Source organism: Luteimonas viscosa, from assembly GCF_008244685.1.
GTDB classification, from domain to species: Bacteria; Pseudomonadota; Gammaproteobacteria; order Xanthomonadales; family Xanthomonadaceae; genus Luteimonas; species Luteimonas viscosa.
In genome coordinates this window covers 1,830,093-1,851,958 of record NZ_VTFT01000001.1, presented here as the reverse complement: position 1 = coordinate 1,851,958, position 21,866 = coordinate 1,830,093, and the positions used below count along the sequence as shown (strand labels likewise).

Below are 21,866 nucleotides of genomic sequence, written 5' to 3'. Positions count from 1 at the left end.
GTTCCAGCGGCCGCCGCGCGCATCCGCGATCCGCGCCGGCGCGTTGACCTGTCGTGCACGCTTCCTTCGCGTCGCGTGAGCGCCCTGGCGACTAGCCTTTCGGGTTCCATCCCCCAACGGAGCACGAACATGAGTCATCTCACCGGAAAGCGCGTCGCCATCCTCGCCGCCGATGGTTTCGAACAGTCCGAACTGCTCGAACCGATGCGCGCGCTGAAGGAGCACGACGCGACCGTCGACGTCGTCTCGCCCGAGGCCGGGAAGGTGCAGGGGTTCAAGCACTTCGAGAAGGGCGAACAGGTCGCGGTGGACGTGAAGCTGTCCGACGCCGAGGCCGGTCGGTACGACGCGCTGGTGATCCCGGGCGGACTGTTCAATCCCGATACGCTGCGCATCGACGAAAAGGCGCTCGCCTTCACCCGCGAGTTCTTCAAGGCCGGCAAGCCGGTGGCCGCGATCTGCCACGGGCCCTGGGTGCTGGCCAATGCCGGCGTGCTCGAGGGTCGCACCGTCACCTCGGTCCCCAACATCCGCAAGGATCTCGAGAACGCCGGCGCGAAGTGGACGGACGAGGAAGTGGTGGTCGACCAGGGGCTGGTCACCAGCCGCACCCCCGACGACCTGCCGGCGTTCTGCGCCAAGCTCATCGAGGAGATCGACGAGGGCAAGCACCGCGGACAGCAGCGCTCCGCCGCCTGAACCCGCAGGGTGGCGCCGTGCGGCGGCGCCTGCCTGATTCGCCGAACGAACGGCGGCCGCTTGCGCGGCTGCCGTTTGCTGCGCATATCGCCTGGTAGCGACGTCGGCCAGCGTGGACTTGGATCGCGAGTCGGCTGCGCCGGGTACGAATGCATAGCGTCCGGGCTGCCGTCGTCCGGGGTTGCGTGGATGGCGCCCCGCCACGGGGGGAGCATGATTCGACGTCCCGGACAACGGGCAGGTCGCGCTCGCACGACCGCAAGGCATGCCTTGCGCGTCGCTGCGCTCAGTCGCGCTCGTGCCGGTAGTTGACCGAGCCGCGCGTCTCCAGCGTGCTCGATTCGATCTCGACGTCGAAACCCTTGCGCAGCAGGTACTTCAGGGTGAGCACCTGCCCGGTGCCGAGCAGCGAGACGCCGAAGCCGACGTACAGCCGCGGCGAGAGCTGCTTGCCGATACCGAGCACGCTGCCACCGAGCGCGCGCGATTCCGACACGCCGGCATTGTCGAGTCCCAGCCTCGAGCCGAGCTGCCCGGCCAGCATGCTGCCGCCGGCGGTGAGCGCGGCGGAAGCCGCATCCAGCTGGCGGCCCTCGTTGCTCGACAGGTTTGACAGCGGGCGACCCAGCGCGAGGTAGGACAGCGCCTGCGATTCGTCGGTGGCCGGGTCGGTCCAGACCTGCACCTGCGGCGCCGAGGCCCGCCCGGTGACGTTGATGCCGGCGGTGATGTCCTGCGCCTCGATCTCGCGTTCTGCGCGGATGTCGAGCAGGGGGTCCGATACCGGTCCGTTGAAGCTCAGCCGCCCGCGGGTGACCTCCAGCTTCTGGCCGTAGGCGCTGTAGCGCCCACCGACTTCGAGCGTACCGCTGCCGGTCATCTCGCGCCCGGGCTGCGCGCGCACGCGCATGCTGCCGCCGAGTGTGCCATCGAGGCCGAAGCCGCGCAGCCGCACGTCGTCGCCCATCGCCAGGGTCAGGTCGAGCAGCAACGGCGAGGCGCCTGTGGCTTCCGGGTCCACCGGATCGAGCACCACCACGTCGGGCGAGATCGACGCGCCCTGGTCGAGCCGCTCCAGTTCCAGCATCGCGCTGGTGACCGTGACCGTGCCGGACACCGACAGCGGCTGCGCGGCGGCATAGCGCAGTTCGATGTCGGGATCGGCGACGATGCGCAGGTCGCGGGTGTCCGAAAGCAGCACGTCCTCGCCGGTGAGTTCGAGCAGCAGCGGCGCCGAGGTGTCGCGCCAGTTGAGCCCGCCTTCGATCGCGAGCAGACCATCGCCGGAACGCACGCTGCCGGTGATGCGCGCACTGCCGTCGGGCTGCGCCAGCAGGCGCACGTCACCCTGCTCGAGCACGATGCCGAGCGAAGGCACTTCGGTACTGAATGCGCTCAGCCGCGCCTGCCCGCCCAGCACCGGCTGCGCGCGCGTACCGGCGAGGTCGATATTGGCTTCGAGACGCCCGGTGGGCTCGACGATGTCCTGCGAGAACAGTTCCAGCCAGGTCAGTTCGTCCGTGTCGGCGACGATCTCGCCCGACAGCGGGGAGGTCGCGTCCCAGCCGGTGGCGATGCGCGCGCGGACCTGGCCGTCCTCGTTGAGCACGGTGGCCAGCGAGGCCTCGATGCGCGCCGGCGTGAAGTCGGCATCGAGCCGCAGGTTGCGGTATTGCAGCAGGTCGCGACGCGCGCGTTCGCTGTTGCGCAACCCGCCCTCGGCCGAGCGCACGGCGAGGTTGCCCTGCCAGGCGCCGCCGGCCGGTCGCAGCTGGCCATCGAGAGCGATCTCGCCGCGCAGCAGCCAGGGGCGGCCGCCCTCGCGCTCGGGCAGGTAGGGCGTGGCGAGCGCCAGCGGCAGTTGCGTGCCCGCGAAGCTGACCCCGCGTCGCGGCCAGTCGGCCTGGGCGCACAGCGAGCCGCCGTCGGACGCGCCGAAACAGCTGCGCGAGAGCGTCCAGTTGCCGCCGTCCTGCGCGTAGCGGGCAGGCGCCTGGAGTCGCCAGCTCGCGCCACGCGTCGGCTCCAGTTGCAGGGTCGTCAGTTCGCCGCTCCAGTTCGCGCCGCGGCGGCGCGCGCTGCCCTGCAGTGCGAGCGATCCGAGCGCCTCGCTGCGCGCCCGCGCATCGAGCCGCAGGTCCTCGACCGCGCCACTCGCCTCGATGCGCACCGTGTCGAGCGCGATGCCGGCCTCGACGCCGCTGCCGTCCACCACCAGCGCGCCGTTCCCGCCCGACCACGGCATCCGCCCCTGCGCGCGCAGCGTGGTGGAGGCGTAACCGCCCCAGCGCAGGCCGTTGCCGGTGAGGTCCGCCTCGATGTCCGGTGCGTTGCGCGGTCCGCGCGCCCGCACGGCGCCGCGCAGGGTGCCGGCGGCGTCGGGAAGCAGGTCGGCGAGATCGAGCGGAGCGAAACGCGCATCGAGTTCGAGCGTGTCGCGCAGGAACCCGCTCGCATCGACGCGACTGTCGCCGAGCGTCAGCGCGGCCTCGCCTTCGTAGTCGGTGCGGGTCCGGCCGGTCGCCGGGCCCTGCATCGCGAACATCGCGTTGCCGCCGAGGCGACGGCGGCGCAGCGTGCCGCCCAGTTCGCGCGCCTCGACCGCGACATCGAGGCCACCGTCGTCGCGGGTGACGCCGGTGCTTTCGAGCCTGCCGTCGACCGCGCCGTCCCAGCCCGGGGCGAAATAGCCGGGATCGAAGCCGGCCAGCACCGCCTCCATGTCCCAGCCCAGCGCCGGTGCCCAGGCAACTTCCCCGGCGGCATCGAGCGTGCCGGTCGGCATGCTGGCGCGCAGGGTTTCGACCGCGATCTGCTCCAGGTCGCCTCGGCCGGTGAAATCGACGGTCGCATCGAGCGCATCACGCGCGATCGTCGCCTGGCCGGTGGCGGTCCAGTCGTCGCTGCGGCCGGCGATGCCGAAGTCGGCATCGACGCCGATCACCGGCGCAGGCGTGGCCGGCTCGGGGTCCGCGGTGCCGGGAGCGCCACCGAAGCGCAGGTCGCGCGCATTGACCGCGAGCTTGAAGCTGGCCGCGCGCGGTTCGCGGAAATCGCCATGGCCATTGGCGGTGATGCGCCCCTCGAAGATGTCGACCACCAGCGGCTGCAGGTCCAGCACCTGGTCTTCGAGCCTCAGCTTCGAGGGCTGCAGCACCGCGTGCAGCGTGCCCTGGGTGAACTCGCCCTCGAGGTCGGCGGCACCACCGTTGCCGTCGACGGAAAGCGAGAATGCGATCGGCGTGCCCGGCTCGCCGGCGCCCGAGAGCAGGCCGGGGTCGAGCGCATCCGAGTCCGCGCGCAGCGTCCAGCGCTTGCCGCGCAGGGTGAGGTTGGCGCGCAGCGGGTCGGGCACGTGACCGACGACGGCCACGTCCATCGCATCGAGATCGCCGCGCGCGACCAGGCCGATGCGCGGCCGCGGGCGCGGGAACGGCGCCGGCAGCAGGGCACTGGCGGTGAGATCGGTGCGGTAGTGGTCGTCGGGTGCGTAGTCGCCATCGACGGTGAAGCGGCCGCGATCGCTGTCGACGACCAGTTCGCGCACCATCAGTTCGCCCGGGCGCGCATCGAGCCCGCCGCGGATCGTGGCGATGTCGATCACCGGCGCGCCGGCGCTGCTCACGCGCAGCCCGTCGACCCGGATCGCGTCCGATTCGAGCGACAGCGGCAGCTCGATCCGCGGCAGCACCTCCGGCCAGGTCGGCATCTCGAAAGGCTCGTCGCTGCGCGGCAGGTCGAGGGTGGCGGCTTCGACGTCCAGCGCGTCCAGGCGCAGGCGCTTGCCGATCAGCGGCGTGATTTCGGGATCGAGCACCACGCGCCTGGCGGTGAAGGTCAGGACCGAAGGAACGGCGCACCGGCCGTAGGCCACGGCTTCGCCATCGACATCGGGGCAGCTGCGCTGCACGTAGCGCACGTCGTGCATCACCAGCGGGCCGGACGCCGGACCTTCCGCGCGCGACCAGGTCAGCTCGGTCCCTTCGGGCAGGGCGGCGGCGATGCGCGCGAGCAGGAAATCGCGACCGCCGAACGTCGACAGCAGCCAGTACAGCAGGGCCGCGACGAGCAGCACCAGCGCGCCCGTCCCGATCGCGCTGCGGATCGCCAGCACGCGCATGCGCCTGCGCCGGCGTTCGCGCAACTCGGCGATGCGCGCCTCGCGTTCCTCGGGCGGCATGTCGTCGGGCAGTCGTGGCCTGCGGCGGAAGGCCACGTCAGAACTCCGCGCCGATGCTGAGGCCGACGGTGAACGGCGAGTCGGGCTGGTCGAGGCCGCGCGCGAGGTCGATCTTCAGCGGCCCCACAGGCGAGCGCCAGCGAGCGCCGATGCCGACGCCGGTGTGCCAGTCCGGCGAGGTGCCGTCGAACGCGCTGCCCCCGTCGACGAACACCGCCGCTCCCCAGGGACCGAGGAAATAGTGTTCGAACTCGATGCTCGCGGTCACCACGTTCTTCGCGCCGATCGCGTAGCGGCCCTCGTCGGTGTCGATGCGCGGGCCGACCTCGCGCCATTCGTAGCCACGGATGCTGCGATCGCCGCCCGCGTAGAAGCGCAGGCTCGGCGGCAGGTCCACCAGCGCATCGGTCCAGGTGTATCCCGCCTCGCCGCGGATGATCAGGCGGCTGTTCTCTCCGATGCCCTTGAAGGTCGATGCGCGGGCATGCAACTGCGCGAAATTGGCGTCGGAGCCGGCGCCTTCCACGCCGCTGCGCAGGGTCAGCGAGCCGCCGACGCCACTGCGCGGGAAGACCCGGTCGTCGACGTTGACGTACTCGGCGCGCAGCGACGGGAACGTGAACGTGGCATAGCGGTAGTCCGGCGCCTCCTGCAGGCCGTCCCTGCCGACCTCCGCGTACAGCCAGCGCTCGCGCAGCGCGTGCACCGAGGCGACGAGGTTCAGGTAGCGGTTGAACTGGCCGCTGCGGCTGGCGACGAACTCGACCCGGCGGGTGTCGATGTAGTCGGTCTGCTCGTCGTAGGCCTGCGCGCTGAAGGTGTACCAGCCGTCGCGCCAGGCGAAGGCCGGGATGCGGTACTGCAGCGTGAGCGTCTTTCGCTTCTGCGCGTAGTCCAGCTGCGCCAGCGCCTTGTGGCCGCGCAGGTTGACGTAGCGTCGTTCCACGCCCAGGCGCACGCCCGCGCCGCTGTCGGTGCCGTAGCTCAGGCCGGCGGTATAAATGCTGCGCTTGGCCGGGGTGAGCCTGACCGTCACCGGGACCCGCTTGTCGACCGCGTTGGCGGGATCGGGCGTGATCTCGATGTTGCCGAAGTAGTCGAGCCGGGTGAGCGAGGTGCGCAGCCGGTCGAGGCGGCCCTGGTGGTAGTACTCGCCTTCTTCCCAGTAGACCAGATTCTCCAGCAGGTCGTCGCCGACGATGGTGCGTTCCTGTTCGAAGATGGTCGGGCCCATGTCGTAGCGGTCGCCGCTGGTCCAGACCAGCTCGATGTCCGCGGCCTGTTCGGCGCGCGTCACCTCGACCCGGCGCGAGGAGAAGTCGGCGTCGAAGTAGCCGCGCTCGGTCAGGCGGCGGCTGATGCGGATCTTGCTGGCCTCGTAGTCGGCATGGTTGAAGATCGCGCCGGGCGAGGGGATGAACTCGTCGACATCGGCCTGCAGGTAGCGGTCGCTTCCGCCCTCGCCGAGGATCGCGATGTCCGAGTTGCGCACCCGCACGGGCTCGCCAGGATCGACCCGGACCGTCACCGAGACGCTGCCGTTGGCGCGGCTGCGCTCGACCTCGATCGTGGGCGAATAGAAGCCGAACGGTTCCAGCGCTTCGCGCGTTTCGTCCTCCACCTCGCGCACCAAGTAGGCCATGCGGCGGCCGCTGAGGTCCTGGCCCGCCGCCTCCACCAGCGACAGCGAGACGCGCACGTTCTGCGTCATCTCCTCGTCCAGGCCGAGGATCTCCACCGTGCCGACCTCGACCGCCCGTGCCGTTCCGGCCGCGAACAGACACAGCGCGGCGATGGCGAGGATGCGGTGGGGGAGGCGCATCGCCGGAGGATACCGGAGCCACGGTCAAGGTCCGATTAACGAGGGTCGTCGCTGCGACTGTCCAGGCATTGCACGCATTGGCCGGTGCGCCGGTGCGTGTCGCGTCTTGACAGGAGGGAGCCTTCGATCTACGGACCTGCGCGGCCCTCCCGCCCGCGTCGGCTCAGGCGGACAGGTGCTCGATCGCGGCGACGCTGCCGAGGCGGTCGGCGAGGCGCTTGAGCAGGGCGAGGCGGTTGCTGCGCAGGGCCGCGTCCTCGACATTGACCATCACCGCGTCGAAGAATGCGTCGACCCGCGGCCGCAGCCGCGCCAGGTGGGCGAGCGCGTCGACGTAGTCGCCCTTCGCCAGCGCATGGCCGGTCTCGGCGTACACGGCTTCCACCGCCTCGGCCAGCGCGAGTTCGGCGGGCTCCTGAAGCAGCGCCTTGTCCTCGATCGCAGGGATCTCCTCGTCCGCCTTGCGCAGGATGTTGAGGATGCGCTTGTTGGCCGCCGCCAGCGCCTCGGCCTCGGGCAGCTGGGCGAAGATGCCGATGGCGTCGATGCGGCGGTCCAGGTCGTAGAGCGATCTTGGCTCCAGCTGAGCGACGGCATTGAACTGCTGCACGGGCACGCCCTTTTCGGCGTAATAACCTTTCAGCCGGTCGAGAATGAAGTCGTAAATGTAGAGGGTCGGCGCCATTCTCTCCGTGCCGGAAGCAGGCTCTGACTTTGCTGACTCGGGCAAGTGATCGACGGCCCGGTCGATCAGTTGCACGATGTCGAGTTCGAGCCCACTCTCGATCACCGTCCGCGCCAACCCCAGCGCATTGCGCCGCAACGCGAACGGATCCTTGTTGCCCGTCGGCTTCAGTCCCGCGGCGAAACCGCCCGCCAGCGTATCGAGCCGCTCCGCGATCGCCAGCACCTTGCCCAGCGCAGAGAGCGCGATGTCGTCGGCGGCGAAGCGCGGTTGCCAGGCCTCGTCGAGGGCGTTGGCCACGGCCACGCGGTCCTCGTGCGACAGGTCGGACAGTGAGGCATCCTGCATCGCGTAGTGGCGTCCGGCGATGCCCTGCAGTTCGGGGAACTCGTTGACCAGCCGCGACTGCAGGTCGGCCTTCGACAGCAGCGCCGCGCGCCGGGCCAGCGCCGCGTTCACGCCGACCTGGGGCGCGATGGCTTCCGCCAGCGCCGCCACGCGCGCGACCTTGTCGGCCACCGTGCCCAGCTTCGCCTGGTAGGTCACGCTCGCCAGGCCCGCGTTCATCGAATCCAGGCCCTGCTTCATGTCCTCGACGAAGAAGAACTTCGCATCGGCGAAGCGCGGGCGGATCACGCGCTCGTAGCCCTTGCGGATCTCCGAATCGTCCTTCGGTTCGATGTTGGCGATGCCGATGAAGCGCGAGGTCAGCCGGCCGGCGTCGTCGAGCACCGGGAAGAACTTCTGGTTGGCTTCCATGGTCGCCACCAGCGCTTCCTGCGGCACCGCGAGGAATTCCTCCTCGAACGCGCAGGACACCGCTTTCGGCCACTCCACCAGGCACACCACCTGCTGCAGGTTGTCGGCGTCGATGCGCGCGGAACCACCGGCCGCCTTCGCCGCCGCCTCCACTTCGGCGACGATGCGCGCGCGCCGCTCCTGCGCGTCCACCAGCACCTTCGCCCCGCGCAGCGCCTCGACGTAGTCGTCCGGCGTGGAGATCCAGACCTGTCTGTCGTGCAGGAAGCGGTGACCGCGGCTGAAGCGGTCGGCACGGATGCCGAACGCCTCGCCGTCGACCACGTCCTTGCCCAGCAGCATCACCAGCCAGTGCACCGGCCGCGCGAAGGCGAAATCGTGGCCGCCCCAGCGCATCGGCTTGGGGATCGGCATGCCGGCGATCGCCTCGCGCAGGATCTCCGGCAGCAACGCGGCGGTCTGCGCGCCGGAGGTCACCGCGCGATGCACGAAGCGCTCGCCCTTGGCATCGGTGGCGCGTTCGAGTGCGGTCCACTCGACGCCGGCCTTCGCCGCGAAGCCCAGCAGTGCCTTCGTCGGCTGGCCGTCGCCGTCGAGCGCGATGTTCACGTAAGGGCCGAAGACCTCCGAGGCCTGTTGCGGCTGCTCGACCGCCACGCCCGGCAGCAGCACCGCGAGCCGCCGCGGCGTGTACAGCGGCTTCGCCGCGCCACGCTCGACCGCCACGCCACGCTTTTCCAGCGCCGAGAGCACGCCGTCGAACAGCGCCTGCGCCAGGCCCGGCAGTGCCTTGACCGGCAGTTCCTCGGTGCCCAGTTCGATCAGCAGCGTTGCCATCTGCGCGGTGGTCATGCGGTGGTGGCCTGCGATGTCGGGACGGGAGCGTCGAACGGGAGGTAATGGTCGCGGAACACCGGCAGCGCCTCGCAGCGCTCCACGTGCGCGCGCAACGCCGGCCATGGCGCGAGGTCGAGCGGAATCGCCTCGCGCACGTGGGTGGCGTAACAGGCCACCGCCACGTCGGCGTGGGTCATGGCCTCGCCGACCAGCCAGGGATGGTCGACGCGTGCCGCGCAGGCTTTCTCGAGTTCCCCCAGCGCACCTTCCACCTGGGTACGGCAGCGCGACAGCCAGGCGGCGCTGTGCATCTCCTCGGGGCGGAAGATGCGCTCGAGCGCGATCAGGATCGCCTTGTCGATCGCGCCGGTGGCCAGCGCGATCAGCCGCTGCGCGTCGCGACGCGGGCGGCCGGTGGCCGGCATCAGCGCCTGCGCCGGCCCGACCCGGTCGTCCAGGTAGTCCAGCATCATCGCCGACTCGGTCAGCACTTCGCCGTCGTCGAGCACCAGCGTGGGCGCGCGACCTAGCGGGTTGTATTCACGGATGCGGTCGAAGTCGCGGCCGACCGACCAGGCGCGGTGCTCGAACGCGATGCCGTAGAGCGACATGGCGATCGCCACGCGCCGCGTGTACGAGGAGTCGTACATGCCGATCAGGATCATGTCGCGGCCTGCGCGTGCTGCTTCAGGCCCGGGAAACCGAGCGCCTCGCGCTGCTCGAAATAGGCCTGCGCCACCGCCTGCGACAGCTTGCGCACGCGCAGGATGTAGCGCTGGCGTTCGGTGACGGAGATCGCGCGGCGCGCGTCGAGCAGGTTGAAGCTGTGGCTGGCCTTGCACACCTGGTCGTAGGCGGGCAGCGGCAGCCCGAGTTCGACCAGCTTCAACGCCTCGGCCTCGCAGGCATCGAAGCGGTGGAACAGTTCGGCCACGTCGGCGTGCTCGAAGTTGTAGGCGCTCTGCTCGCGCTCGTTCTGCAGGAACACGTCGCCGTAGGTCACCGCGCCCTGCGGGCCGACGGTCCACACCAGGTCGTAGACGTTGTCGCAGTTCTGCAGGTACATGCACAGCCGCTCGAGGCCGTAGGTGATCTCGCCCAGCACCGGCTTGCATTCCAGCCCGCCAGCCTGCTGGAAATAGGTGAACTGGGTGACTTCCATGCCGTTGAGCCAGACCTCCCAGCCCAGGCCCCAGGCGCCGAGCGTCGGCGATTCCCAGTTGTCCTCGACCAGGCGCAGGTCGTGCAGCTGCGGGTCGATGCCCAGTTCCTTCAGCGAGCCGAAGTACAGCTCGACGATGTTGTCCGGGTTGGGCTTCATCGCCACCTGGTACTGGTAGTAGTGCTGCAGGCGGTTGGGGTTCTCGCCGTAGCGGCCGTCGGTGGGGCGGCGCGAGGGCTGCACGTAGGCCGCGTTCCATGGCTCGGGCCCGAGCGCGCGCAGGAAGGTGGCGGGATGGAAGGTGCCGGCGCCGACCTCGAGGTCCAGCGGCTGGATCAGCACGCAGCCCTGCGCCGCCCAGTACGCGTTGAGGCGGGTGATCAGTTCCTGGAACGTGGGGCCGGTCATCGGGGCGTCGGATCCGGGCTTTCGCGGGCGCGCTAGTATAGCGGCGGACCTCGCAGCGGCCGGGCTTTCCGGCACGGAGCCATGTTGAACGAACCGCTCGCCACGCGCCCAGTCCCGCCAACCTCGCGCCTGCCTCCGGGCAAGCTGGCGCTGGAGGCGGTGATCGCGGCGCTGCTCGCCGACGGCATGCTCGCTCCGAAGGATGCCGAGCATGCCCGCGCCAGCGCGCGCCACGTGCGCGGGCTCGATGCGGTGCACCCGCTGGTGCTGCTGGCCAACCTCAAGCTGCCCTCGGCGCAGCGGCCGGGCAGCGAGCTGGGGCTGGAAACGCTGACCGAGTGGCTGGCGCGGGCCAGCGGCAAACCCTACCTGCGCATCGATCCGACCAAGATCAAGGTCGCCGAGGTCACCGAGCTGGTGTCCCATGCCTACGCGCGGCGCCACCGCATCCTGCCGGTCGAGGTGACGCCCGACCGCGCCCGCATCGCCACCAGCGAGCCGATGGCGCTGGACTGGCTGGCGGACGTGCAGCGCCTGCTGCGGCGCGAGATCGAGATGGTGGTCGCCAACCCGCTCGACCTGCACCGCTACACCATGGAGTTCTACGGCGTCACGCGTTCGGTGCGCGGCGCCCAGGCCGACGGTGGCGGCGAGAAGTCGTCGCAGGCGCCGAGTTTCGAGCAGCTGGTCGAACTCGGCCGCGCCGGCGACGTCAACGCCGACGACCACCACATCGTCAACATCGTCGACTGGCTGCTGCAGTACGCCTACGAGCAGCGCGCCTCCGACATCCACCTCGAGCCGCGGCGCGACGTGGGCCGGGTGCGCTTCCGCATCGACGGCGTGCTGCACAAGGTGTTCGAAATGCCGCCGCCGGTGATGACCGCGGTGGTCAGCCGCATCAAGGTGCTCGGGCGCATGGACCTGGCCGAGCGCCGGCGCCCGCAGGACGGGCGCATCAAGACCCGCTCGCCCGGCGGGCGCGAGGTGGAGATGCGCCTGTCCACCATGCCCACCGCGTTCGGCGAGAAGTGCGTGATGCGCATCTTCGACCCGGATACCGCGTTCAAGAGCATCGAGCAGCTCGGCTTCGACCAGGACGAAGCCGAGACCTGGCACGAACTCACCAACCGCCCGCACGGCATCGTCCTGGTCACCGGCCCCACCGGCTCGGGCAAGACCACCACCCTGTACTCCACGCTCAAGCGACTGGCCACCAGCGACGTCAACGTGTGCACGGTGGAGGACCCGATCGAGATGATCGCGGTCGAGCTCAACCAGATGCAGGTGCACCACCAGATCGACCTGACCTTCGCCCAGGGCGTGCGCACCCTGCTGCGACAGGACCCCGACATCATCATGATCGGCGAGATCCGCGACCTCGACACCGCGCAGATGGCGGTGCAGGCCTCGCTCACCGGCCACCTGGTGCTCTCGACCCTGCACACCAACGACGCGCCGTCCGCGATCACCCGCCTGCTCGACCTCGGCCTGCCGCACTATCTCATCGCCAGCACACTCAACGGCATCCTCGCCCAGCGCCTGCTGCGTACGCTGTGCCCGCACTGCAAGGCGCCGAAGAAGCTCAGCCCCGAGGCCTGGCATTCGCTGCTGCCCGGGCCGCACGCGCCGCCGGTGCCGACCACGGTCAACGGCCCGGTGGGCTGCCTGGAATGCCGCAACACCGGCTACCTGGGCCGCGTCGGCATCTACGAACTCATGCCGGTCACACCGCTGCTGCGTGCGCTGATCCGCCCGGACATGGAGCTGGCCGCGTTCACCCGCGCAGCCGTTGGCGAGGGGCTGCGTACGCTGCGCATGGCCGGCGCGGAGAAGGTGGCACAGGGCGTGACCACGGTCGAGGAAGTGCTGACGGTGCTGCCGCCGCAGGAATGAGTGCGGCGGCATTCCGGGCACGACGCGACGGGCCGCCGGGCGGTTCCTGGCGTCGGCGAGCTCGGCGACGCTTGGCGATGCAGTAGCATGTCGCCGTCGTGGCGCGCGCCACATCGAGTTCGGAACGGGTAGTCATGTCGACACGGACGATGGGACCGGGATACGGCTGGTCGTGGCTGGCACGGGCGGTCAACCTCGGGCGCAACAACCCGAAGGCGGTGATCGGCGCGATCGCGCTGGTGGCGCTGGTGGCGCTGATACCGAGCGTCGTGCAGTTGGCCGCGCCGTCGCTGTTCGGCGCCGGCCCGGATGCGCTGCTGACCGTGATGGGACTGACCACGCTCGCTTCGATGATCGTGTTCCCGCTGCTGATCGGCGGCGTGTTGCGCGTGATCGATGCCGCCGAACACGGCCGGCCGGTGGGTGCGATGTCGGTCTTCGGAGCGTTCCAGGCGGGTGGCGGGGCGCTGCGGCTGATCGGCTTCGGACTGCTGATGACGGTGCTCTACCTGCTGGTCTTCGGCGCGATCGTCGGCGCCTTCGGCGAAGGCCTGCCGGCGTGGTACATGGAGCTGATGCAGCTGAGCATGGAATCGGGTGGCAAGCCGGTGCAGCCGGACGACATCCCCGCGCCGCCCTCCGGCCTGGGCATGGTAATGGCGCTCGGGTTGCTGGCCGGTCTGTTCCTCGGCGGCGCCTACGCGATCGGGTTCGGCCAGGTCGCGCTCGGCGGTCGCGGCGTGCTGGCGGCGGTCGGCGACGGTCTTGCCGGTTCGCTCAAGAACCTGCTGCCGATCGTGGTGATGGCGGTGCTGTCGATCGTGGCGCTGTTCGCGCTGATCCTGGTGGTGGCGCTGGTCGGCGGACTGCTGGCGCTGGTCGGCGGCCTGGTGCACCCGGTGCTGGCGATGCTGCTGGTGGCGCCGGTCTACTTGGGCATGATCATGCTGATGTACGTGGTGATGTTCGGCGTGATGTACCACATGTGGCGCGACATCTGCGCCGAGCCGGTGGCGCCGCCGCCGCTGCCGGACAACCAGGTCGAACTCTGAGCTGGCATTATCGGGACGCGTGGCCGGCTTGCCCGAAGCGCGGCCTGGCGGGACGAGAGGCCGTGGCCCTGGCCTGGTGATCCGGCTTCCGCGGCTGCGGGCACGGAGGGAGGCGGCGAAGCGAGGTGCCGCGCCGCTGGCGCGCCCTCATCCGCCTTCGGCACCTTCTCCCGCAAGCGGGAGAAGGAAATCAACAGCATCCTTGCGGTCCTTGCGGTCCGTGGGGTTCCTGCCCCCTCTCCCGCTTGCGGGAGAGGGTCGGGGTGAGGGCAAGCGGCCATGCCGGTCAAGCTGCGCGCTGCGGGAGGACACCGGCCGGGCCTGGAGCAGTGCCTACAGCAACGCCTCGAAGGCGCGCTGCATCGATGCCTGTGCGGCGAGCAGCAGCCACGCCGTAACGGCGACGGTCGCCACCACCTGCAGGACCAGCCACGCGATCGCCCACGCCGGCAGCCGTTCGCCGATGTTCGCATTCCGCGTCACATGGGTGCCTGCGACGCGGTCGTGCAGGGCCTGGCGTCGCGGTGGCACCAGCGCGAGCAGGTGGCCGAGGTTGAGCGTGATCCACGACAGCGCGCCGGCGAGGTGGCGCCCGGCCGCGCGCGCGATGCCGATGCGCCTGCCGCCCGTGTCCACCACGCGCAGGCCGAGCGCGCGCTTGCCGGGCGTGGCCTGCCATGCCGAGGCCTCGAATGCCGCGAACCAGGCCAGCGCCAGCAGCGCGGCCAGCAGCAGCGGCGGGAACACGGTGGCGGCGACGGCGTCGGACAGCGCGGCGATCGCGGCGCGCTGGCGCGGATCGTCCAGCCAGCCGCGCGCGAGGTCCAGCGGGGTCGCGCCGTGCAGCAGCAGGTCGGCCATGGCCTGGGCCATCGAACGCACGATCCCATCGAACGCGGTGTCGATGCGCGCGGCGCCGTCGCGGATGCGCGTGCCGCACGCCAGGATCGCCACCGCCAGCAGCAGCGCCATGTCCAGCGACCACGCCGCGTAGCGTTGCAGGAACGCGGCCGGCGCGACCGACAGCCGCGGCGGCTCCGCGCTCATGCGTCGTCCGCGGTATCGGCGGTGTCGGGATCCGGCTTCGGTGCGACCATGCGTGCGGCGATGATCCCGGCCTCGTACAGCAGGCACATGGGGATCGCGAGCATCAGCTGCGAGACCACGTCGGGCGGGGTGATGATCGCCGCCAGCACGAACATGCCGACCACCGCGTAGCCACGCCACTCGCTCAGCTGCGCCGGCGTCACCCACCCCAGCAGCGCCAGGATCACCAGCGCCACCGGCAGCTCGAAACTGATGCCGAAGGCGAGGAAGATCACCAGCACGAAGTTCAGGTAGGCGTTGATGTCGGTCATCATCTCCACGCCGTCCGGCGTGACCGCGGTGAGGAACCCGAACACCGTCGGCAACACCAGGAAGAACGCGAACGCGCAGCCGGCGTAGAACAGTCCCACCGCCGACACCAGCAGCGGCAGCGCCAGCTTCTTCTCGCGCCGGTACAGGCCGGGCGCGACGAAGGCCCAGGCCTGGTACAGCAGCCACGGCATGGTCACCATCACCGCGGCGAAGAACGCCAGCTTCAGCGGCGCGAAGAACGGCGAGGCCACTTCCACCGCGATCAGTTGCGCGCCCTCTGGCAGCTTGTCCAGCAGCGGTTGCGCGAACCAGCCGTAGAGCCGGTTGGCGAACGGCAGCAGCGCGACCAGCGCGATCCCGAGGCCGACGATCGCGCGCAGCAGGCGCGAGCGCAGCTCGACCAGGTGCTCGATCAGGCTGCTGCCGCCGTCGTCGTGTTCAGCGTCGGCGGCCATCGTCCGGGTCCGTCTCGGTGGCCGGCGTGACGCCGGGCAGGTCGGGTTGGCGCGGCGCATCGGCCGGTGGCGCGGATGCGGACGAAGCGTGGGGCGAATCCGCTGCGGTGGGCGATGCGTCCGCGGGGGGCGGGGCCGGCGTGGCACCGTCTGCGGCGTCCTGCGGGGCCGGCAGCTCCGCCGTGCCGGGCGGTGCGTCGAAACGGCGCGCGGGTGCATCTTCCAGCGCCGGGTCCGACGACGACGATGCGCCGCCCGAGGAGCGGGGAGCAGCGCTCGTCTGGCGGCGCAGGCTCTCGATCTCGCGCCGCGCCTCGGCTTCGGCCTCGCGGACCTTGGCCTGCACCTCGTCCTCGGTTTCGCGCATCGTGTCCTGCAGCCGCGCGGCGGCCTGCTTCGCGTCATGCAGGCTGCGCTTGAGTTCCTCCGCGGCCAGTTCGCGCTCGAGTTCGGATTTCACCGAGAACCATTGCGCGCGCGCGCGCCGCACCCACAACCCGGTGAAGCGCGCTGCCTTCGGCAGGCGCTCGGGACCGAGTACGACCAGTGCGACCACCGCGATCAGCAGCAGTTCGGTGAATCCGATGTCGAACATGGCGGCAGCCGCGGATCCGCGGCGTCAGCGCGAGACGGTGTCGTCCTGCCGGGGCTTGCCCGACACGGTGTCTTCGCGTGATTGCGGCTCGGACGTCGACTGGTGGTCGAGTTCGCCGGCCGGCTTGTCCTCGTCGGAGATGCCCTTCTTGAAGCCCTTCACCGCCTCACCGAGGTCGCGGCCGGCGCCGCGCAGGCGCTTGGTGCCGAACACCAGCAGCACCACGACCAGCACGATCAGCCAATGCCAGATGCTGAAACTACCCATTGCCTGTTCCCGGGAAACCGTGAGGAACGCTCAGGATACTCCACGCCGACTGCGGCGGTCGTGCGCGGGTGCGCGTTCAGGCCCGAAGCGTGCGTCCAGGGCGTTTCCGGTTCAGCGCCGATACGCGCTCAGGGCGTTTCCGGCAGCGGCTCCACCAGGGCCGGGTTGTCGTCGACCGGCACGAACGGCTGCGGTTGCGGGTCCCGCGGGGCGGTGTCGTCGACGATCGGAGCGGTCTGGACGCCGTCGCCGGGAGCGGGTGCCGTGGCCGCGGCCGTGGCGGAGGCGGTGGCAGTGGTCGCCGGCGCCCCTTCGGTGCCGCGCGCGGCGCGGGCCGCGGAGGTGGCTTCCTCGAGCTGGTCGCGGAAGGCGACCACCGCATCCGAAGGCGGCTGCTGCGCGCGACCCTCGAAGATCATCCGCGGCGTGGTGTTGTCGCCGTAGACCTCGCGGTTGGCGTCGTTGTCGATCTGCAGCACCGCGCCGTCCAGCGCCACCCCCGCGAACAGGCCGCGCGCCCGCGACCACGACCAGATCTCGGCCTTGAGCTGGCCGTCGGTGGCGGCGGCGGCGTTGCGGCCCACCGGACCGGCCGCCACGCCGGCATCGGCGCCGAGCGTGACCTTGCCGTTGACGATCGATTCCAGGCTGCGGTCGTTGCGGAACACCAGCACCACGTCGGACGACTGCACGCCGGCCTGGAAGCCGATGCTGCCGCCGGTGATCTTGACGAAGCTGGGGCTGGACCAGGTACCGTCGGGCGACTTCACCGACAGCAGGCCGTGGCCGCGGCGACCGCCCAGCACCAGGCCGACTTTCAGCGTGTCGGGGATGACGACGATCGCCCGCGCCTCGTCGAGCAGCTTGTCGGGAATCGCCGACTCGGGGATCGCCTGCACCTCGGTCAGCACCCGCAGCGCGTTCTGCGCGCGCGCGTCTTCCTCCGGGCCGGCGACCGCGCCACCGGCGGCCAGCGACAGGGTCAGCAGCAGCACGGCGGCGATCGGTGTCTTGCTCGGCGTACGGGTCGGGCGGGAACGAGGCATCTGCAACTCCGGGGGGCTTGGACACCGCGTCGCGGCGACGGCTCAGGCTAGTGACGGGGCGATGAATCGCGGATGAGTTGTGCCGGCGGATCGCTGCGTCATGGCGGCCGACGGTGCCAAGCGCGGCGCGGCCTGCCATCCTATGGCGATGACGACCTCCGCCGCCGCCGCCGCGCCCGATACCGCCGTGCTCCTGGTCAACCTCGGCACGCCGGAAGCGCCGACGGCGCCGGCGGTGAAGCGCTACCTGGGCGAATTCCTCTCCGATCCTTTCGTGGTGCAGATCCCGAAGCTGCTGTGGTGGCCGCTGCTCTACGGCGTGATCCTGCCGCTGCGTTCGAAGCGGGTGGCGAAGAAGTACGCGGAGATCTGGATGGAGGGCGGTTCGCCCCTGGGCGTGCACACGCGCCGGCTGGCGGCCGCGTTGCAGCCGCGGCTGCCGGAGTTCGCGGTGGCGCATGCGATGCGCTACGGCGAGCCGGCGCTGCCCGCGCGCCTGCGCGAACTGCGCGCGCAAGGCGTGCGCCGGGTGCTGGTGCTGCCGCTGTACCCGCAGTATTCGTCGACCACCACCGGTACCGTGGCGGCCCTGGTCGAAGCGACCCCGGGTGCGCCGGCCGCACGGGTGGTGCGCGAATACGCCACCGACCCGGGCTGGGTGTCCGCGGTCGCCGATTCCATCCGCGCGCACTGGCAGGCGAACGGCCGGGGCCAGCGGTTGCTGTTCTCGTTCCACGGCCTGCCGCAGCGGCTGGTGGACGCGGGCGATCCCTATCAGGCGCAATGCGAGGCCAGCACCGCCGAACTCGTGCGCGCGCTGGACCTCGCGCCACACGAATACCTGCTCGCCTACCAGTCGCGCTTCGGCCGCGAACGCTGGCTGGGACCGGCGACCGACGACACCCTGCGCGCGCTGGCGGGCGAGGGCGTGCGCGAGGTCGACGTGGTCTGCCCGGGCTTCGCCGCCGATTGCCTGGAGACGCTGGAGGAAATCGCGATGGAGAACGCCGCGGTCTTCGTCGAGGCCGGTGGCCGCGCGATGCGCTACATCCCCTGCCTCAACGATGCCCCGGCGCATGCCGACGCGCTGGCCGCGCTGGTGCGGCGCGAGCTCGCCGCCTGGCGGGACGCCGCGGCCTGATGCGCGAAACCACCCTCGAGATCCCGCTCGGGCGCCTGCACGGCCTGCGCCAGGGCGAGCCCGGCCAGCCGCGCGTGCTCGCCCTGCACGGCTGGCTCGACAACGCCGCCAGCTTCGTACCGCTGGCCGCGCACCTGCCCGGCCTCGAACTGGTCGCGATCGACCTGCCCGGGCACGGCCGCAGCGCGCACCTGCCGCCGGGCGCCGACTATTCGTTCGCCGCTGCGGTCCACAGCGTGCTCGATGCCGCCGATGCGCTGGGCTGGGAGCGTTTCGCCCTGCTCGGCCACTCGATGGGCGCGGGCATCGCCAGCCTGGTGGCGGCGGCTTGCCCGCAGCGGGTCGAACGGCTGGTCGCGATCGAGGCGCTGGGGGCACTGCCCGATCTCCCGGAGAACACGGTGCGACGCCTGCGCGACGCGGTCGCCGCCGGGCGGGCCCTGGCGGGCAAGCGCCTGCGCGTGTTCACCGACCTCGATGCGCCGGTGCGCGCGCGTACGCTGGCGCTGACCGGCGCGATGGACGAGGCCTCGGCGCGGTTGCTGGTCGAACGCGGCGTGCGCGAGGTGCTGGTCGACGACACCCGTGCCGGATGGGAATGGAGCAGCGATCCGCGCCTGACCCTGCCGACCATGCTGCGCATGACCGAAGCCCAGGTGCGCGCCCTGATCGCCGGGATCGAATGCCCGACCCGGGTGATCCACGCCGATCCGCCCCAGCCCTACCTGCCCGAGCCCCGCCGCAGCGAGCACGCCGCCCTGCTGCCGCGTGGCGAACTGGTGGTCCTGCCGGGCGGGCACCACCTGCACATGGAGCAGCCGCAGGCGGTGGCCGCGGCGATCGGGGACTTCCTGCTGCGGCGCGACTGAGTCGCCTGCCGGCATTCGGGCCGGGTGCGGGATCGGACGCCCCTGGCTCCGGAGGCAGGGGCGCGGGCCTGGCCGCTAGTGCCGGCGCTGCCGCAACTGCACGCCGACGATCACCCGCTCGTCGCCGTTGTTGCGGTTGAACGACAGGGTTGCGCTGCGGGCACCGTCGCCGCCGTCCTTCTCGAAGGCCAGCATCGCGGTATCGACCGAGTGCTGCGCCGCCAGGGTCTGCGTCCAGCCCTGTGCCTGCATCGCGTCGCGCGCAGCGACGAACAGCGGCCCGACCTCGCCCGGGGCGCTCAGGCTGAGCACGCTGACGTCCTGCAGGTCCATCACGCTGTTCACGCGGTAGCCGTCCGGCAGGTAGACATCCTCGGGGAAGTGGCCGGGCAGCGCCAGCGAATCGGCGCCCGCCGGGGCGCGGACGCCGCTGTGGCCCGGCGCCGTGTCCGCGGCGTCGCCGTATCCCCGGGTGGCGCGCTCGATCGCGGTCTCCGCGATCGAATTGCCGGCCCGCTGGCACCCGGGCAGCAGCGAGGCCACGGCCAGCATGGCCGTGCACAGGCGGGTCACACGGTTCCGGACAACGCTCATCGCACCCCCTCTGCGCCCTGCGGCAGGCGCCTCGGGTCATGGCGGTTAACGGCGAGGACGCGGCAGGGCGGCCAACCGCGCCGCGCCGCCGTTCACCAGCAGCCGCTAGCCTGTGGCAAGCCTGCAGCGCGCGCGGACCGGGCACAACGGCCGCGGCGGGTATCAGCCCAGCAGGGTGTGCAGCGCCGCCTTGAGCCGCCGACCTTCGGCATGGAAGTAGGTGCGCTCCTCCCTCCAGTCCGGGCACCGCGCCTCCACCTCCCGCCAGAACGCGCGCGAATGGTCGGCGTGGACCAGATGGCACAGCTCGTGCACCAGCACGTAGCGGAATGCCGACGGACGCCCGAGCACCAGCGCCAGGTCCAGGGTCAGCGTGCCGTCGGGCGCCAGCGAGCCCCACTGCGAGGACAGCACCCGCAGCCGGATCCGCGCCGGTGGTCGCGGCAGGCCCGGCAGATAGGCCGGCAGCCAGCCACCGATGTCGGCGCGGGCCTCGGCTTCGTAGAAATCGCGCAGCGCGCGGCTGATCGCGGCGCTGCCGGCGCGTGCCGGCAGTTGCATCGTCGCCGCATCGCCTTCGCGGACCACGCGGGCGACGCGACCGTCTTCCCAGTGCAGCGCCACCCGGCCGCCGCGTAACGGCAACGTGGCCGTTTCCCCGCGCACCAGCGGCAGCGCGTCGCCGGGCAGCTGCATCAGCTGTTCGGTCAGCCAGTCGCGGTGCTCGTGCAGGAAGCGCTCGCCCGACACCAGGCTCGCCCGCATCGGCAGGGTCAGCCGCGCGCCGCGTTCGCCCACGCTCAGGCGCAGGCGCTTGGCGCGCGGATCGCGCACGCGCAGCACGTCGATGCGGCGGCCGTCGGAGAGCACGAAGGCGACGGTGTCGCGCTGCAGCCCCGACGGCTTGCGGGGTGCGGGAGGCGACAGCCGGAACAGGGAGAGCATGGGCGAATGCTAGCGGTTGCGGACGCGTCGCACACGCACGGTCGAGGATCCGGTGCGCGCCGGTGGCTCCTCTTCCAGCGCCGGTTGCGCAGGGTCGGTCGCGCCCGGGTGGCTCACGCGTCGGCCTTCGACAGCTTCAGTGCCTTCTCCAGCACCGTGAACAGGCGCGCGAACTCGGCCGCCATCAGCGCGAACCGCGCGTCGAGTTCGGCGCGCACGTCCTCGCGCTCGGTCGATTCGAGCTGGTCCACCGCGCCGTCGAGCAGCTTGAACTTGCGCACCACCAGGTCCTCGCCGAGCACGAACGAGACGTGGTCGTCGAGGGTGAGCGCCAGCCGCGTGACCTGCTTGCCCGATTCGAGGTGCTTGGAGATCTCGTCGCTCTGCAGCTCCTGGCGCTGGCACTTGACCACCGCGCCGTGCTCCGCCGGATCCTTGAGCTCGCATTCCTCGCCCAGCGACAGGCCGTCGGGCAGCGGGTCGCCGGCGATCCAGCCGGTCAGCACGCTGCGAGGCGCGACCTCGGCGTTGAGCGGCAGCGCCGGGAAGCTGCCCAGCGCGTGGCGGATCTCCGAGACCACCGCCTCGCCGGCCTTGCGGCTGGAGGTGTCCACCGCGCACACGCCGTGGTCGAGGTCGAGCAGGGCGTCGGTGCGCGAAGGCCGCACGAAGGCGCGCGGCAGCAGTTCGTGCACCAGGTCGTCCTTCATCTGCTTGCGCATCCGGCTGCCGGGCCGGCGGCCCTGCTTTTCCTCCACCTCGGCCAGGCGCTTGGCGAGCATGTCGTTGACCACCGAGGACGGCAGCAGCCGGTCCTCGCCGCCGACGGTGAGCCAGACCGCATCGCCGATGCGGTGCGAGAACGCCTCGCCCTCGCGCCCGAAGGGCGAGACGAAGCCGCGCGAGGACAGTTCCAGCGCGCCGACCGGCTTGAGCGGATGGTCGGCGAGCAGTTCATCGAGCTTCGAAAGGTCGAGCGAAGTGGGGAAGCGGAACAGCGTGAGGTTTCTGAAGAACATGGATATCCGTGATTCGTGATTGGTGATTCGTGATTGGTGATTGGGCGCCAGGAAGCCCGGTGCCGTCGCTCCGGCA

The 21,866-nt window shown here is 71.1% G+C and carries 18 protein-coding genes; 5 read left to right on the top strand and 13 right to left on the bottom strand.

Features of this window, described 5'->3' with window-relative positions:
• Positions 1-129 precede the first annotated feature (129 nt).
• Positions 130-699, top strand: a complete 570-nt coding sequence (locus FZO89_RS08175; protein WP_149102787.1) for a type 1 glutamine amidotransferase domain-containing protein — start codon at positions 130-132, stop codon at positions 697-699.
• Between the two features lie 286 nt (positions 700-985).
• On the opposite strand, the gene FZO89_RS08170 is transcribed toward FZO89_RS08175, so the two are convergent.
• The 5 genes from FZO89_RS08170 to glyQ all read right to left on the bottom strand — a co-directional run bounded on the left by FZO89_RS08170 (position 986) and on the right by glyQ (position 10,552).
• A complete protein-coding gene (locus FZO89_RS08170) occupies positions 986-4,915 on the bottom strand; it encodes a translocation/assembly module TamB domain-containing protein (protein ID WP_262378574.1) in 3,930 nt (1,309 codons plus the stop codon).
• Between the two features lies 1 nt (position 4,916).
• A complete protein-coding gene (locus tag FZO89_RS08165; RefSeq protein WP_149102786.1) occupies positions 4,917-6,701 on the bottom strand; it encodes an autotransporter assembly complex protein TamA in 1,785 nt (594 codons plus the stop codon).
• A 163-nt stretch (positions 6,702-6,864) separates the two neighbouring features.
• On the bottom strand, positions 6,865-8,997 hold the full coding sequence (gene glyS, locus FZO89_RS08160) for a glycine--tRNA ligase subunit beta (protein ID WP_425480435.1): 2,133 nt from the start codon (positions 8,995-8,997) through the stop codon (positions 6,865-6,867).
• On the bottom strand, positions 8,994-9,647 hold the full coding sequence (locus FZO89_RS08155; protein WP_149102785.1) for a glutathione S-transferase family protein: 654 nt from the start codon (positions 9,645-9,647) through the stop codon (positions 8,994-8,996). Before FZO89_RS08155 ends, glyS begins: the two co-directional genes overlap by 4 nt.
• Positions 9,644-10,552, bottom strand: coding sequence for a glycine--tRNA ligase subunit alpha (gene glyQ / locus FZO89_RS08150; protein ID WP_149102784.1), 909 nt, complete (start codon positions 10,550-10,552; stop codon positions 9,644-9,646). The genes FZO89_RS08155 and glyQ overlap by 4 nt, the downstream gene beginning before the upstream one ends.
• 84 nt (positions 10,553-10,636) lie before the next feature.
• Between glyQ and tfpB the strand changes: the two genes are divergently transcribed.
• The gene (gene tfpB / locus FZO89_RS08145) at positions 10,637-12,448 is read left to right on the top strand and encodes a type IV pilus assembly ATPase TfpB (RefSeq protein WP_425480434.1); all 1,812 of its coding nucleotides are present in this window, start codon (positions 10,637-10,639) and stop codon (positions 12,446-12,448) included.
• A gap of 134 nt (positions 12,449-12,582) precedes the next feature.
• Positions 12,583-13,500, top strand: coding sequence for a hypothetical protein (locus FZO89_RS08140; protein ID WP_149102782.1), 918 nt, complete (start codon positions 12,583-12,585; stop codon positions 13,498-13,500).
• A 333-nt stretch (positions 13,501-13,833) separates the two neighbouring features.
• Here the strand turns inward: FZO89_RS08140 and FZO89_RS08135 are convergent, their stop codons facing one another.
• From FZO89_RS08135 to FZO89_RS08115, 5 genes are all read right to left on the bottom strand, one after another.
• A complete protein-coding gene (locus FZO89_RS08135; protein WP_149102781.1) occupies positions 13,834-14,547 on the bottom strand; it encodes an RDD family protein in 714 nt (237 codons plus the stop codon).
• Positions 14,544-15,314: a twin-arginine translocase subunit TatC gene (tatC, locus tag FZO89_RS08130; protein WP_149102780.1), complete on the bottom strand. Its 771-nt coding sequence runs from the start codon at positions 15,312-15,314 to the stop codon at positions 14,544-14,546. Before tatC ends, FZO89_RS08135 begins: the two co-directional genes overlap by 4 nt.
• A complete protein-coding gene (gene tatB / locus FZO89_RS08125; RefSeq protein ID WP_149102779.1) occupies positions 15,298-15,909 on the bottom strand; it encodes a Sec-independent protein translocase protein TatB in 612 nt (203 codons plus the stop codon). The genes tatC and tatB overlap by 17 nt, the downstream gene beginning before the upstream one ends.
• A gap of 24 nt (positions 15,910-15,933) precedes the next feature.
• Entirely contained in the window at positions 15,934-16,176 is a 243-nt protein-coding gene (gene tatA / locus FZO89_RS08120; protein WP_149102778.1) for a Sec-independent protein translocase subunit TatA, read from the bottom strand.
• Positions 16,177-16,304: 128 nt separating this feature from the next.
• Complete coding sequence (locus tag FZO89_RS08115) at positions 16,305-17,222, bottom strand: lipid-binding SYLF domain-containing protein (protein ID WP_149102777.1); 918 nt, start codon at positions 17,220-17,222, stop codon at positions 16,305-16,307.
• Positions 17,223-17,370: 148 nt separating this feature from the next.
• Between FZO89_RS08115 and hemH the strand changes: the two genes are divergently transcribed.
• Entirely contained in the window at positions 17,371-18,363 is a 993-nt protein-coding gene (hemH, locus tag FZO89_RS08110) for a ferrochelatase (protein WP_149104093.1), read from the top strand.
• Positions 18,363-19,232, top strand: coding sequence for an alpha/beta fold hydrolase (locus tag FZO89_RS08105; RefSeq protein WP_149102776.1), 870 nt, complete (start codon positions 18,363-18,365; stop codon positions 19,230-19,232). The genes hemH and FZO89_RS08105 overlap by 1 nt, the downstream gene beginning before the upstream one ends.
• 75 nt (positions 19,233-19,307) lie before the next feature.
• Here FZO89_RS08105 and FZO89_RS08100 read toward each other — a convergent pair whose 3' ends face one another.
• The 3 genes from FZO89_RS08100 to FZO89_RS08090 all read right to left on the bottom strand — a co-directional run bounded on the left by FZO89_RS08100 (position 19,308) and on the right by FZO89_RS08090 (position 21,790).
• On the bottom strand, positions 19,308-19,826 hold the full coding sequence (locus FZO89_RS08100; protein ID WP_149102775.1) for a hypothetical protein: 519 nt from the start codon (positions 19,824-19,826) through the stop codon (positions 19,308-19,310).
• Between the two features lie 162 nt (positions 19,827-19,988).
• A complete protein-coding gene (locus FZO89_RS08095) occupies positions 19,989-20,771 on the bottom strand; it encodes a M48 family metallopeptidase (RefSeq protein ID WP_149102774.1) in 783 nt (260 codons plus the stop codon).
• A 113-nt stretch (positions 20,772-20,884) separates the two neighbouring features.
• Positions 20,885-21,790 carry a recombination-associated protein RdgC gene (locus FZO89_RS08090; RefSeq protein WP_149102773.1) on the bottom strand — a complete coding sequence of 302 codons (906 nt, stop codon included), beginning with the start codon at positions 21,788-21,790 and terminating at the stop codon, positions 20,885-20,887.
• Between the last annotated feature and the right edge of the window lie 76 nt (positions 21,791-21,866).

What these genes read in the sequence shown, in the direction of transcription:
- FZO89_RS08105 (WP_149102776.1), top strand. Translation starts at nt 18,363, where the DNA reads ATGCGCGAAACCACCCTCGAGATCCCGCTCGGGCGCCTGCACGGCCTG.
- glyS (WP_425480435.1), bottom strand. Translation starts at nt 8,997, where the DNA reads ATGACCACCGCGCAGATGGCAACGCTGCTGATCGAACTGGGCACCGAG.
- FZO89_RS08115 (WP_149102777.1), bottom strand. Translation starts at nt 17,222, where the DNA reads ATGCCTCGTTCCCGCCCGACCCGTACGCCGAGCAAGACACCGATCGCC.
- tatB (WP_149102779.1), bottom strand. Translation starts at nt 15,909, where the DNA reads ATGTTCGACATCGGATTCACCGAACTGCTGCTGATCGCGGTGGTCGCA.
- FZO89_RS08090 (WP_149102773.1), bottom strand. Translation starts at nt 21,790, where the DNA reads ATGTTCTTCAGAAACCTCACGCTGTTCCGCTTCCCCACTTCGCTCGAC.
- FZO89_RS08155 (WP_149102785.1), bottom strand. Translation starts at nt 9,647, where the DNA reads ATGATCCTGATCGGCATGTACGACTCCTCGTACACGCGGCGCGTGGCG.
- FZO89_RS08095 (WP_149102774.1), bottom strand. Translation starts at nt 20,771, where the DNA reads ATGCTCTCCCTGTTCCGGCTGTCGCCTCCCGCACCCCGCAAGCCGTCG.
- FZO89_RS08140 (WP_149102782.1), top strand. Translation starts at nt 12,583, where the DNA reads ATGTCGACACGGACGATGGGACCGGGATACGGCTGGTCGTGGCTGGCA.
- FZO89_RS08175 (WP_149102787.1), top strand. Translation starts at nt 130, where the DNA reads ATGAGTCATCTCACCGGAAAGCGCGTCGCCATCCTCGCCGCCGATGGT.
- glyQ (WP_149102784.1), bottom strand. Translation starts at nt 10,552, where the DNA reads ATGACCGGCCCCACGTTCCAGGAACTGATCACCCGCCTCAACGCGTAC.
- hemH (WP_149104093.1), top strand. Translation starts at nt 17,371, where the DNA reads ATGACGACCTCCGCCGCCGCCGCCGCGCCCGATACCGCCGTGCTCCTG.
- tatC (WP_149102780.1), bottom strand. Translation starts at nt 15,314, where the DNA reads ATGGCCGCCGACGCTGAACACGACGACGGCGGCAGCAGCCTGATCGAG.
- FZO89_RS08100 (WP_149102775.1), bottom strand. Translation starts at nt 19,826, where the DNA reads ATGAGCGTTGTCCGGAACCGTGTGACCCGCCTGTGCACGGCCATGCTG.
- FZO89_RS08165 (WP_149102786.1), bottom strand. Translation starts at nt 6,701, where the DNA reads ATGCGCCTCCCCCACCGCATCCTCGCCATCGCCGCGCTGTGTCTGTTC.
- tatA (WP_149102778.1), bottom strand. Translation starts at nt 16,176, where the DNA reads ATGGGTAGTTTCAGCATCTGGCATTGGCTGATCGTGCTGGTCGTGGTG.
- FZO89_RS08135 (WP_149102781.1), bottom strand. Translation starts at nt 14,547, where the DNA reads ATGAGCGCGGAGCCGCCGCGGCTGTCGGTCGCGCCGGCCGCGTTCCTG.